Raw genomic sequence first — 11,531 nt, 5'->3', positions numbered from 1 at the left:
CGACCGACCCGCACATCGGCCATGCAAACCTATGTCGCGCTGCTCTACAGCATCATTCTGGGCGAGGGGCGGCGCGTGATCATGGCCGATCTCAAGGCGATGGCCGAGGGACTGGGGCTGAAGAACGTCCGCACGCTGGTCGCGACCGGCAATCTGGTGTTCGAGGCGCGGGCGGGCGAAATCTCGAAGCTCGAGCAGCGGCTGGAACAGGCCTTCGAGAAAACCTTCGGCCGCCATGTCGACATCATCGTACGGGGCGCCGAGGATTGGTTGAAGCTTGCGGCGGGTAATCCATTCCCGGCGGAATCCGCCGCTACGGCCGACCAGGTGGCGGTCCGGGTGATGCGCGAGCCGGTCCTCTCGAATGCCGTCGAAGCGCTCCAGGCCTATGCCGCAGACGACGAGAGGGTGCTTTGGGTCGACGGCGATATCTGGCTTGTCTTCTCGCGCGAGCGGCCGAGCTCGCGACTGCTCGCCGCCGCCAACCACAAGCGCTTCGGCGTCGGCACGTCGCGTAACTGGAACACGGTGCGGCGGCTGGCTGAGATGGTAGGCAGTAGGCAGTAGGCAGTGGGCGGTAGGGTGGCGTCTTCTATTGCCTTATCCCTACTGCCTACTGCCTTGTTTCAGGCCTTCGCCACCTTTGCACCTGCGCCAAGCGCCATGCTGCGCAGCACGTAGTAGACGGCGCCCGCGATCGCTACGCCGAAGAACCAGCCATAGACGCCCCACCAGGACGGCAGCCAATTTGTGAAGTTGGGCAGGATCGAGGAGAAGATGGCGCCGATGCCGGCGGCGATGAAGGCGTTGACATGCCAGCCGCTCTGGAAACGGAACTCGCCGTCCTCGCGGTAGAGTGCCTCGACATCGATCTCGCTTTTGCGGATCAGATAGTAGTCGACCATCATCACGCCGAAGATCGGTCCCATCGTCGCGCCGATGATGTTGACGAAGGAAGCGGCGCTGCCTTCCCAAGGCGCGAAGGGATAAAGCACAAGCGCAATCAAAGCCGCGATGTAGCCGCCCTTCTTGAAGTCGATCTGGCGCGGGAAGACGTTGGAGAAGTCGAAGGCCGGCGAGACGAAATTGGCCACGACGTTGATGCCCAGCGTCGCCACCGCGAAGGTCAGCGCGGCAAGCGCGGCGAGGAACCAGCTGTCGAACTTGGCCGAGATCTGGTCGGGATGCAGAAGCACCTCGTGGTAGACGTCATAGGCCGCGATCGTGGTGACGCCGGCCACCAGCGAGAACAGGATGAGGTTGACCGGCAGTCCCCAGATGTTGCCCTTGCGCAAAGCCGCATTGTCCGGCGCGTAGCGGGCGAAGTCGCAGAAGTTGAGGTAGAGCGCCGAGAAATAGGTGACCCAGATCGCCGCCACCGCGAACAGGGCGGTCCAGGATCCAGGCTCGCCCGGAACGCCGGCGTCCTTGGTCTTGTCCAACAGCACATCCATCGGGATGTCGCTGGTGAAGGCGAAAGTGCCCGACTTCACGCAAAGATAGATGGCCAGGATCAGCATCATGATCCAGACAGCGGGGCCGGCCCAATCCTGGAAGCGGCGCACGGTTTCCATGCCCTTCTGGATGATCAGCAGCTGCAGCGCCCAGATGATGACGAAGCAGATAACCTCCAGGGTCGAATGTCCGAGAAGATGCGAGCTCTTGTTGAACTCGTCGAACCATTGCAGGCGCGTCAGCAGCGCGACGATCGCGCCTGATGCGGCGGCCGTCTGGGCGCCGTACCAGAAGCAGGCTACGACGGCGCGCACCAGAGCCGGGACGTTGGCGCCCCAGATGCCGAAGGAGGCGCGAGCAAGCACGGGGTAGGGCACGCCGGTCTTCACGCCGGCATAGCCGACCAGGTTCATCAGGCCGTAGATGATCAGCGAGCCGATGCCGATGGCGATGATGAAGTTGACAAAGCCGCCGCAGAACAGAAACAGGCTAGCCGCCAGATAGTAGCCCCAGAGGCTATGGACGTCCGAGGTCCAGACATTGAAGATCGAAAACGGTCCCCAGTTCCTGACCGTTGCGGGAGCCAGATCCTCGTTGTAGAGGTCGGGCGATGCGCCTTGAATGGTCATTGCGAGTATTCCCCTTTTTCCAAAACGCGCCCTCACGCGTTTGACCGGGAAGGTCAAGCCTGACCCTGGGGAACCGGCAAGCAACCCATTTGCCGGCTTTCGCCTTAAAGATATTCAACGAGAATCGCCGTTATCGGATGGCTCCCGGCCTGCAGCAAGCCCGAGTCGCCCGCTGTTTTCCGCGGGCCGGTGCGGCCTGATGGTTCCAGATTTTTTCCACCGGCAATCAAATTTGTTTGGAACCGATCAGCGAGACGTGCGTTTAGTGAGGTTCGACCGCTCTGCGGCCGACCGGGAGGATAATCATGGATCGCTTGCATTTCTTTACCCCAGTGCGAATTGCGCGCGGGCAGGGATACCCTGTGGAGGAAGTCGATAGCGTCTCCGAGGCGATGGTGTTCCTGCGGAAATGGCCCACGGGACGGCGCGGCCCGGTTTACCAATGCGCGCTGAATTGCTGCGCGGCGGCTATGTCGGGCAAGATGTCGGCGGAGGAAGCGCGGAAAGCCTTTGTCGGCTTTGCCCGCATCACCCGGCTCCTCGACGACGACATGGCGCTGCCGCTGGGCGGCGCGTCGATGGACAATGTCTACGCCTTGAGGCGGTAAGATCTCCAGCGGCTCCTGACGCCGTGCGAGCGTCGGCCCTATGGCCGACGGAGGCGATGCAATGTTTCGTGCTTGCACGATTGGCTATTTCTCCCGCATGGCCCGCCGGAAATTCTGCGTGATCGGCTCGGCGAGATAGGAAAGCATGGTTCGTGCGCCTGTCCGGATCATCGCCTCGCTCGACATGCCGGGCAAAAGCTTGCGGCCGTCGAGCTTGGCGAGCTCGCTCTTGTCGATCAACACGGTCGCCGCGAAATACGGCGCGCCGCTGTGCTCGTCCACCATGCGGTCCGCAGACACGACCCCGACGACGCCCTCGAGTGGTGGCAGGTTGTAACGGGCGAAGGCCGGGAAGCTCACATGCGCGGCTTGCCCGGGGGCGATCGTTTCGACATCCTCCGGTTTGACCAAGACCTCGACCACAAGCTGTTGCCCGAGTGGCACGACCGTCATCAATGTCTCACCGGGTTTTACGACACCGCCTGCCGTATGGACCTTCAGGTCCATGACGATGCCGTCGACCGGCGCGACGATGTCTGTACGCGTGAGCACATCCCTGGCTGAGCGTGCCTGCTGTCTGAGATCTAAAAGCTCCGCGTCGACCTTGCTAAGCTCGTCGACAGCCTCGTTCAGGCGCGCCGTGTTGAGGTTCAAAATCTGCATGTCGATCTCAGCCACGCTGCTTTTGGCGCGAGCAATCCCCGCGACATGGGTCGCGCGGTCTCCCTCAATCTCGCGCTGCTGCCGTTTGAGCGACAGGTTTCGTTCGCGGGTGGTCAACCCCTTCGCGAGAAGACTATCGAGATCCTTGGTTTCACCCTCGATTGCTTCGATCTGCTTGTCTTCGGTGACGATCAGTTCTTCAAGCCCCGTTATTTCCACCGTGGCCTGGCGGCGGCGCTGACCGAGGATTTCGCGCTCGTCGTCCAAATTTCGACGCTTGGCCGCGAAGACATCGCGTTGGGCGGCCACCGCGTCCCTTGCGGCGTTGGCTGAGTTTGCGAGCAATGCCGCATCGAATTCGATCTCGGCCTTGCCGTCACGCTCGGCCCTGAGGCGCGCGGCAAGCGCCTCACGCATCGCAATCCGGTTTTGGATCAGGTCAAGCTGCGCCGCCGCCTGGGTTTTGTCGAGTCGGATCAGAACCTTGCCCGGCTTGACGATATCGCCGTTGGCGACATTCAACTCCGCGATGATGCCGCCCTCGAGGTGCTGGATGAGCTTGCGGTCGCCGGCGACCTTGACAACGCCCGGCGCCACTGCAGCACTGTCCAGCGGCGCGAGCGCGGCCCATCCCCCGCCAACACCGAAGAACACCAACATGATTGCAAACCCGGTGAGCGTTACGCCCGCCAGACGTAGCGGCACCGGGTCCAGTCGTGAGGCTGGCGGGAGGGGCAGCGGGACGACCTTCATGGCTGTTCCTGCTCTGACGGTTGCGCGACGGCTGCACCGCCGTCGCGGATGGTCTCGGAAACAAGGTTGAACTTAGGCGAAAGTTTTCGTGCAGCGTATCGGCGGGCCGGATTGCGGACGCTACCTTGGTTCGCCACTACGGCAGGGAGCGGGTTCGCATCATGGGCGCTATCTTGGTTCGCCGCTACGGCAGGAAGTGGATTCGCCTCGCGGACCCTCCGGGCGAGTTCGCTGAACACGGCGTCGCGTGGCCCGAACAGATCCTGTGCGCCGTGGTTAAGCACCAGAACCTTGTCGACCTTGTCCAAAATGCTTGGCCGGTGCGAGATCAAGATCAAGGTCGCGCCAGCCGCCTTGAGCCCCCCGATGACCGTAGCCAGTGCTTGCTCGCCCTCGTGGTCGAGATTGGAGTTGGGCTCGTCAAGGATAAGAAACGCCGGGTCGCCATAGAGCGCCCGCGCCAACCCAATGCGCTGGCGTTGCCCGCCAGACAGCGCCGCGCCGCCCTCACCGATCTCGGTGGCGTAGCCTTTCGGCAGTCCCTTGATCAGGTCGTGGACGCCGGCCAATTGCGCGGCCTTGACCACGTTGTTGAAGGCCGCCGGGCTGAGCGGCGCGAAGCGGCAGATGTTCTCGGAAACGGTGCCGGCGAAGAGTTCGATATCCTGCGGCAGGTAGCCGACATGTCGGCCTCGATCCTCGGCCGCCCATTCGGCAACGCTCATGCCATCGAGCAATGCGCGGCCGCTGGTCGGACGCCAAGCCCCGGCCAACACGCGCGCCAGACTCGTCTTGCCGGCTGCGCTCGGGCCGATCAACGCCATGGCTTCACCGGGTTTCAGCCGGAAGCTGATTCCCCGCAGGATCGGTTCGCCACCCTGCCTGGCGAGCATAATGTTCTCGGCCTCAAACTTTCCCTTTGGGCGCGGCAACGGCAGTGCTGGTGTAGCCTCCGCCCGCTGACCGGCCACTGCGACGAGACGCTTGTAAGCGTTCCGTGCCCCGATCGTCGCCTTCCAGGTGCCGATCGCCTGTTCAACTGGGGCCAATGCGCGACCCATCAGGATCGAGGCGGAAATCATGATGCCGGGCGACGCCTCGTTTTTGAGCACCAGATATGCGCCGAGGCCGAGAACGGCCATCTGCAGAGCCAGTCGAAAAGCACGCGCGAGGGCCGAGATGGTGCTGGATCGGTTGCTGGCGAGAGATTGTTCTCTATTTGCCTCGTCTTGCTGGGCCTTCCAGCTCTCGAGCAGGGGGGGCAGCATGCCCATGGCCTGGACGACCTCGGCGTTGCGGATCGTCTGTTCGGCCTGCATGTAGGCCCGCATCTGGGCGATTGCGGCTTCCGCCATTGGCTTGCGGGTCAGATATTCGGTCAGCAACGCCAGCGCAAACAGCACGATCCCGCCGCAGGTTGCCAGCCAGCCCAACAACGGATGCATGAGGAAGATAGCGCCCAAGAAAATTGGTGCCCAAGGTGCATCGAGAATGGGGTAGATGCTCGGGCTGGTGAAGAAATTCCGCACCTGGTCGAGGTCACGCAGCGCACGGGCGTTGATCTGGCCCGGCGCCGAGGCGGCGTATTCAACCGATGCGCTCAGAAGTACCGGAGCTAATCGGGCGTTCAACCATGTCCCGACGGTGGACAAGAGGCGTGCGCGAACCACCTCTAGCCCTGCCATCGTGGTGATCGCCGCCGCCGCCATCAGCGACAGCGTCACCAATGTCTCCAAGCTGTGGCTGCCCAGCACCCGGTGATAGACCTGGAGCATATAGAACGCGCCAGTCAGCATCAGAATGTTGATGCCTGCGCTGAACCAGATGAGCGGTCTTATGGCGCGCCTGGCTTCTTTCATCACCGCCTGCAGGGCAGAGGGGCGTGGGGATTTCATCATGCTCTTATCTGCCCGTGTGCTGGTTGACGCTGCGAATTTTGCCGGTTTCGCGCGGGGCGCGAGATTATCTCGACAGGGAGAAGGGAGGCGGTGTGAACCGCCTCCCTTTGGTCAGGTGTCAGGCGATGACGTCAACCGCCAGGTGCTGGATGCCCGTCGCGTCGCCGTCGGCGTCCTGGATGTTGACCGCGAAGTCGAGGCTGGCGCCGATCTGTCCGGAAGTCGTCTGGATGAAGCCAATGTCCGTGATCTTGAGAACGTCGTTATCCGTGGCTCCCCAAGATTGCGAGCCGGTCACCGGGCTGTTACCCTCCACGGCGACAGTATTGGGGTCGTCGGTCGCCTTCGTCAGGTTGATACCAGATCCCGTCAACCCATTGCTGGACTGCATGATCTGCATACCCTGAATCGAGAAGTTCTCACCGGCAGCGGCGTTGTTGTAATCACCCTTCTCGATGATCACGAGACCGTCATTGTTGTCGAGCGAGAACTCGGTGCTGTAGGGGGACGGCACTGTGTTTCCCTTGAAGAAGTCCTGGTTCTCCACGACGATCGACCGTGTCGTGTGGACGTCGTCGGCGGTAGATGCCGTGCCTTTGGCGTCGATCAGGTCGAGAACCACGATGAGGTTCTCGGTGTTCCCGATGCCGTCGAACTTGATGGCGATGGCGTCCACCTTGTCAGTCGGCACGAGCTTCTCGGTACCGCCACCGGGAGCACCCGGGTTCACATCGCCCAAAATGTTCTGGTTGAAGAACCGGAGCGTGAGCAGTTCGCCCTTCTGGATCGTGTCGCCGGCCACACCGTTGGTCGACTGCGTGGCTGAAACCCAGTCCTCGAAATTGCTGGTGACGAACTGTCCGGCGTTGAAGGTGGTATCGCCGGCAATTGGCGAACCGTCACCAGTCGCGTTAAACCCGAAGGGGCTGCCGCTGGGATTCGAGTTCGCCGTGTACTGCACGTAGAACCCGTCACTATCGGCCGGGTTCGGGCCGGTATCGGCGTGATCCAACTCCGTCACCACGATTTGGGGGTGGCCGGTGTTGCCGAGAGGTGCTTTCGTCAACAGCTCCGAAGAGTGGAAGACGTTGAAGCTGAATCCGTCGATCACGTCATTCAACGCAATGGAGTACGTGCCCGCAACCTTGTCGAAGGTCAACGTGCCACCCGCCGTCGCGTCCTGCACGCCGGCAGTGATCGGGTCCTTGTCGTAATGGAACGAGAAGGAGAACTGTGCGCTGGTGGCGCTCTCCGAAACGAGTGCCGTCTGTACGTTGGTTATGCCCGAGTTTTGCGCATTGTCGACCGTACCGGTCAGCACCAGCTGCTGGACCCCCGCTACGTTGGGGTTAGCATCGCCGAAGTCGGAATGGGTGGCGTCATAAACCGCGCGACCGTCGGCGCCGATGCTGTATTTGAAGTCCCCGGTAGCCGGAGCGGCAGGGGGGCTCAGTACGTTGTTCAGTGTCTCGTGCTGGATACCACCGGTGCCGGGGTCGCCGTCAAACGGCTTCACGATCGTCGGAGCATCGTCCGCGAAGACGAGGTTCTGGCCGATGTTGAGGACGGCCGAGGCGCTATCACCGTCCTTGTCGGTGATGGTCGCCGTCAGCTTGATCAGGTTGTCCGCGTCCAGAGTCTCGGTGTCGTTCGGACCGTTGTTGGGGTCATGGATGACCGACCGGATCTGGTTCAGCGTGACTTGACCGGAGGCATCCACGCTCACCGTGAACACCAGATCGCCACCCGTCGCGGTCTTGCCTTCGACGACACTTCCGTTGAGCGACAGATTGACTGCCTGTCCGCTGAGTGTGTCGATCAGCCCAGACGCACCCGCGGCCACGCTCAGCGCATAGATGATGCCGGCTGAACCATCCTTGCCACCGTCCGAGGTGAACTGGGTTGCGAAGCCCTTGGTTTGGTCGCCGGCCAGGTTTGACTCGTCCACGGTTACGATCACGTTGTCGAGCGGCGCGCTGATGCTTGGCGCGTCGTCCTTGAACAGAAGGTTGTCGCCGATATTCGCGGTGTCCGAGGCGGTATCGCCGTCGCCGTCGACGATCGTCGCCGTCAAGGTCACGAGGTTGGCTGCCGAAAGGCCGGTCGACTGGTCCGGCCCGCTCTCAGGATCATGCCTGACGGCCAGCAGTTGAGTGAGCGTGACGTCACCGGTGGCATTTACTTCAACCGTAAATGCCAGCGCGTTGGTCTTCGCCGTGCGGCCCTCGATGACGCCGCCGTTGTTGAACAGGTCGATAGCCTCGTCCAGTTGGGTGGCGATCAGGCCGGAGGCGCCGCCCGGCGTGCCGAGAGCGTAGGTGATGCCGGCTGCGCCGAGACCATCGGTGCCGGGGTCGGAGGTGAACGCACCTGCGAAGTTTTTGGTTTGGCTGCTGGTGGGGGTGTCGGTATCGTCGGTGGTGAGTGTGGGCTCTGTACCGTTGGCTGTGATTGTCGGGCCGTCATCGTCGACGTTGATGCCGCCACCGACGGACTCATCCGTGTGTGACAACGCGCGGACTTTCAGGATGTCGCTGAAGTCCACCCTGTCATCCGGGTTGAGGTTGTCCGGATGGGCGATTGGCGCGAAGGTGACCATCTGCACCGTGCCCAACGTATTGTCACCGTTGGGGATGATGTAGAAAGCGGCGACGATGTCACCGCTGGTATCAGTCGCCAACACGGATTTTCCGTCCGCCGACGTGGTGAGGAAGATGTCCTCGCCGCCCACGGTGTTCAACCCAGAGTCTGCGTGTGTTAGAGGGGCGAAGATCAGGCTGTCCACGACCTCGTTCGCTCCCACCGTCACCTGCACGAGGTCGGCCTGACTTGCCGCCTCGGCGGAGTCAGCGAACGCCAACTGCCCTGCGGTCAAGCCGAGGCCGTTGAGATAGGTGACAAAGGCGGGGTCGAGGTCAGCGCTGACCAGCAAACCGCCCGAGACGCTTACCGCGACATCATCGCCATCGGGGTCGCCGGTGGCGGTGTTTTGGATACCGGCCGTCTGGTCGTTAACCAACTCGCCTACGATATTAATGGTAGCCATAATGTTCATCCTTTCTTGGATGGTTGACTGGTTCTACACCTCGTGTTCGCGTAGCCGCGGTTATCCGCGGCGTTAGAGTGGCGCGGAGGTCATTGGTCGCGGCGTCGTGGCCCTGAAGCCCGACGTCTGGGCGAGCGTCAGCGTGCCACGGATGTGGGGGGTGATTGTCATTACGCCTCCGTTCAATGCGGCAGGCGCGAAGTCAGCCCCAACGCTGGCAACCGGCCGCACGGGCGCGCATCCGTCGGCCAGAGCCGGCGCTGTGCGCCATCGTTAAAACGAAACTGGAGTTCTGGATTGACTTAGGGGTAGAGGGGGTTGGGAGGAGCCGCCGCAGCCCTCCGCTCCTTGCCCCGTCAGGCAATTCTGGGCGGATGCGTCCTACGCGCATCGGTGACCCACCAACGGCGGGCACCAAGGATCGAAAATGAGGGCATACTCAACCCCGCCCCTCGTCAACAGGCATGACTGCCTGTACGCCTCCCGCTCACAAAAATGAGCACAAAAACTTTACGCTTATTTGTGGAAATTACAAATCGGACTATTGCCTTTTTATTAGAAGTGTGACTTCCGAAAAAGGTCCCTCACGTGAGGGACTTTTGTCCCGGCCTTGCGAACTATTTGAAATCAAAAGAAAATAAGACAAATCGTGCTAAAGGGTTTGACTATGAGATCCGCGGCAGCAATGAAGTAGGCCTATGAGAAAGACAATCGCCGTGGCACCAATGATGGACTGGACGGACCGGCATTGCCGGTTCTTCCACCGCCAGTTGACGCGCCGCGCGCTGCTCTACACCGAGATGGTGGTGGGGGACGCGGTCATCCATGGCGCGCGCGAGCGACTGCTCGGTTTCGACGCTGTAGAACACCCGGTGGCATTGCAGCTTGGCGGATCGGATCCGGCAAAACTTGCCGAGGCGGCGCGGATCGGCGAAGCCTTCGGCTATGACGAGATCAACCTCAATGTCGGCTGCCCGTCAGACCGTGTCCAGTCCGGGACGTTCGGCGCCTGCCTGATGAAGACGCCCGCCTTGGTCGCCGAATGCGTCGCTGCCATGAAAGCGTCGGTGAAAATCCCGGTCACGGTCAAATGCCGTATCGGCGTCGACGACCAGGATCCGGAGCCCGCCCTCGACACGCTCGCCGACAGCGTGCTCGCCGCCGGCGCCGACGCGCTCTGGGTGCACGCCCGCAAGGCCTGGCTGGAGGGGCTGAGCCCCAAGGAGAACCGCGACATCCCGCCACTCGACTATCCGCGGGTCTACCGGTTGAAGGCGAGGAAGCCGGACGAGTTCATCGGCATCAACGGCGGCATTCAATCGCTTGGCGAGGCATCGATGCATCTTTCCCACGTCGACGGCGCGATGCTTGGCCGCGCCGCCTATCATACGCCGGGTATCCTTACCGGCGTCGATGCTGCCTTTTATGGCGAGGCGGCTGCCGCCTTCGACTATCCGGCGCTGATCGACGCCATGGCCGGCTATGCCGCGCGCCACATCGAGCGTGGCGGGCGGCTCGGCCACATCACCCGCCATATGGTCGGGCTGTTCCACGGCTTGCCCGGCGCGCGACGTTTCCGGCAGATCCTTTCCACCGACGCGAACAAAGCCGGCGCCGGCCCGGAGGTGCTGAAAACCGCGTTCGCGGCGATTGATTTCACGGCGGCGGAAGCCGAGGCAGCCTGATTTTCGGTTAAAGCACTTTGCGCTTTAACCTTTTTTCTTATGCATATCGTGGTTCCCAGAACCGCCACGCATTTCTGGGCGACATGCATCAATCCCGCAGGATCATGCGGTCGCCGCGGACGTCGAAACCCGACAACGAGCCGATGAAGTTCATGCCGAGCAGGCTCTGGTCAAGCATGCCGGGCGCGGCGACCATCACCTGCATGTCCTTGCGCACGATGCCGCCGATCGCCACCTCGTCGGTCCTGACCGTCGCAGCATGCGCCATGCCGTTGGCGGTGGAGACGTCGACGCTGTAGCTCAGCGCCGCCGGGTTGAAACCCGCGGCCTGGGCATCTTCCGACGTCAGCACCGTGCTGGTCGCGCCGGTGTCGACCACGGCCCGCACCGGGGTGCCGTTGACCAGGATGCGGGCCTCGAAATGGCCGTTGCCGGCCTTGTCGAGCGTGACGGTCGGACGTCCGCTCTCCACGCCGAGCGCCAGCGGGCTGCCGGGCACGAGGCCGGCCGTCACGCGGCTCGCGACGTCCTGCAGCTCGTAGCGATATTGATAGCCGGCGATCAGCACGAGGATCAGCGCGGCCCAGACGCCGATATTGCGTGCCATGTCGCCCAGCGGCCGGCCCGAGCGGAGCAGGCTCGCGCCGATCACCATGACCAGAACGCCGACCCAGATCAGCCGGCCGAAGTCATTGTTGTTCATGCCGAAAGTGTGGCCGGCCGAATTGTTGAGCATGAGCAGCACGAGCCCGACGCCGATCACCGCCATGACGATCCAGAACAGCCGGCTCATC

The 11,531-nt window shown here is 62.4% G+C and carries 8 protein-coding genes; 3 read left to right on the top strand and 5 right to left on the bottom strand.

What is annotated here, in order from left to right; genetic code table 11:
* Nucleotides 1-21 precede the first annotated feature (21 nt).
* Nucleotides 22-567, top strand: coding sequence for a DUF1697 domain-containing protein (locus MJ8_RS17295; protein WP_201410051.1), 546 nt, complete (start codon nt 22-24; stop codon nt 565-567).
* A 59-nt stretch (nt 568-626) separates the two neighbouring features.
* Here the strand turns inward: MJ8_RS17295 and MJ8_RS17290 are convergent, their stop codons facing one another.
* Nucleotides 627-2,084: an NCS1 family nucleobase:cation symporter-1 gene (locus MJ8_RS17290; RefSeq protein ID WP_201410050.1), complete on the bottom strand. Its 1,458-nt coding sequence runs from the start codon at nt 2,082-2,084 to the stop codon at nt 627-629.
* A gap of 305 nt (nt 2,085-2,389) precedes the next feature.
* Between MJ8_RS17290 and MJ8_RS17285 the strand changes: the two genes are divergently transcribed.
* Entirely contained in the window at nt 2,390-2,692 is a 303-nt protein-coding gene (locus tag MJ8_RS17285; protein WP_095818716.1) for a DUF982 domain-containing protein, read from the top strand.
* Between the two features lie 84 nt (nt 2,693-2,776).
* Here MJ8_RS17285 and MJ8_RS17280 read toward each other — a convergent pair whose 3' ends face one another.
* The 3 genes from MJ8_RS17280 to MJ8_RS17270 form a co-directional block, all read right to left on the bottom strand.
* A complete protein-coding gene (locus MJ8_RS17280; protein WP_201410049.1) occupies nt 2,777-4,108 on the bottom strand; it encodes an HlyD family type I secretion periplasmic adaptor subunit in 1,332 nt (443 codons plus the stop codon).
* Entirely contained in the window at nt 4,105-6,006 is a 1,902-nt protein-coding gene (locus MJ8_RS17275) for a type I secretion system permease/ATPase (protein WP_225247952.1), read from the bottom strand. The genes MJ8_RS17280 and MJ8_RS17275 overlap by 4 nt, the downstream gene beginning before the upstream one ends.
* Before the next feature lie 118 nt (nt 6,007-6,124).
* Nucleotides 6,125-9,052 (bottom strand): DUF5801 repeats-in-toxin domain-containing protein, encoded by a 2,928-nt coding sequence (locus tag MJ8_RS17270; protein WP_201410048.1) that lies wholly within the window; start codon nt 9,050-9,052, stop codon nt 6,125-6,127.
* 698 nt (nt 9,053-9,750) lie between these two features.
* Between MJ8_RS17270 and dusA the strand changes: the two genes are divergently transcribed.
* Nucleotides 9,751-10,737, top strand: coding sequence for a tRNA dihydrouridine(20/20a) synthase DusA (gene dusA / locus MJ8_RS17265; RefSeq protein WP_201410047.1), 987 nt, complete (start codon nt 9,751-9,753; stop codon nt 10,735-10,737).
* Nucleotides 10,738-10,825: 88 nt separating this feature from the next.
* Here dusA and MJ8_RS17260 read toward each other — a convergent pair whose 3' ends face one another.
* Nucleotides 10,826-11,530 carry a TIGR02281 family clan AA aspartic protease gene (locus tag MJ8_RS17260; protein WP_201410046.1) on the bottom strand — a complete coding sequence of 235 codons (705 nt, stop codon included), beginning with the start codon at nt 11,528-11,530 and terminating at the stop codon, nt 10,826-10,828.
* Between the last annotated feature and the right edge of the window lies 1 nt (nt 11,531).

This window comes from Mesorhizobium sp. J8 (genome assembly GCF_016591715.1).
In the GTDB taxonomy this organism is placed as follows: Bacteria; Pseudomonadota; Alphaproteobacteria; order Rhizobiales; family Rhizobiaceae; genus Mesorhizobium.
This window is presented reverse-complemented; position numbering and strand designations above follow the sequence as displayed.